The following is a 1,067-nucleotide window of genomic DNA, read 5'->3' as shown; positions in this document are numbered from 1 at the left end:
TGAACGGCGGTTGCTGACTGTACGCCATCACGTAGTTACCCCAGACTACCTACCCTTGCGAGTTTGGGCGCGACTCTATCTAGTGGCGGGGGGCAATGCCCAGCAGGTTAAAGACCAGGCAAACCAAGAGGCCCAAGCTTTCTTCCACCCAGTTAATTCCCAGTCTTATTGGGATGGTCAGGGTTGGCCTTTTGGTAGGAGTATTTACGTTTCGGAGCTATATCAATTACTCGATCGCATCCCTGGAGTGGACTATGTCGAGGATGTCATGGTTCATACTCATGAGCTAACCATTGATCTAAGCACTACTGTTTTAACTCAGGCAAGCTCAAGATCCCAGACTCAGATTACGGTTAAAGACACCACCGGTTTTAATCTAGGGGATACTATTCAACTCGACCCCAGCAGTAGTGATCAGGAATACTATACGATTAGTAGTATTGAGCAAGGACTAAAACAATTGACCTTGTCTTCAGCTTTAAATAAAGCTTATGGACTGGGAACAATGGTTGTCCGTCCCCTTAGTTTTGAGATTACCGAAGTGTACTCCAACCTTGAGTTCAAGGTGAATCAAGTAACGGGATTGGCAGCGGGAGATACGGTTGGGATCATTTCTACTCATAGCAATCCAGAAAATCGAGAAATTGACACTGTTGATTTTTCCAGCAATAAGATTACCCTCAAACAAGCTCTCAGCCAAGCTCCAAGCACAGGGACAAAGGTGGTTCAGTTAGGAACCTGGCGGGAGGAACGTACTAAACCTAAAGAAAGCTATCAGTTTATCGAAAAAGAGCTGATCAGAGTTAAGCTAAAAAACTATGAGTTAGTAGACTTCAACGTACAGTTGAATTTAGTAATTATGGAATACATAGGGGAGCAATGGCAATTAATTAGCTAGGGAGTAGGGAACAGGGAACAGCGGATCTGGGAACAGCGGATCTGGGAACAGGGAATCGGGATTAGCAACAATAACACCAAACTCCCCATCTCCCCATCTCCCCATCTCTCCATCTCCCCACCTCCCCATCTCCCCATCTCCCCACCTCCCCATCTCCCCATCTCCCCAT

At 46.4% G+C, this 1,067-nt stretch carries 1 protein-coding gene and 1 pseudogene; one reads left to right on the top strand and one right to left on the bottom strand.

The window, feature by feature from the left end:
* Positions 1 to 898 (top strand): annotated as a pseudogene (locus F6K51_RS38045) (hypothetical protein); the annotation flags it as partial.
* On the opposite strand, the gene F6K51_RS38040 reads toward F6K51_RS38045, so the two are convergent.
* Positions 887 to 1,027, bottom strand: a complete 141-nt coding sequence (locus F6K51_RS38040) for a hypothetical protein (RefSeq protein WP_293031544.1) — start codon at positions 1,025 to 1,027, stop codon at positions 887 to 889. The pseudogene F6K51_RS38045 and the gene F6K51_RS38040 overlap by 12 nt on opposite strands.
* Between the last annotated feature and the right edge of the window lie 40 nt (positions 1,028 to 1,067).

The sequence above is a fragment of the Moorena sp. SIO3I8 genome (assembly GCF_010692325.1).
GTDB lineage: Bacteria > Cyanobacteriota > Cyanobacteriia > Cyanobacteriales > Coleofasciculaceae > Moorena.
The sequence above is the reverse complement of the archived record's forward strand: the minus strand, read 5'-3'. Positions and strand labels throughout refer to the sequence as shown.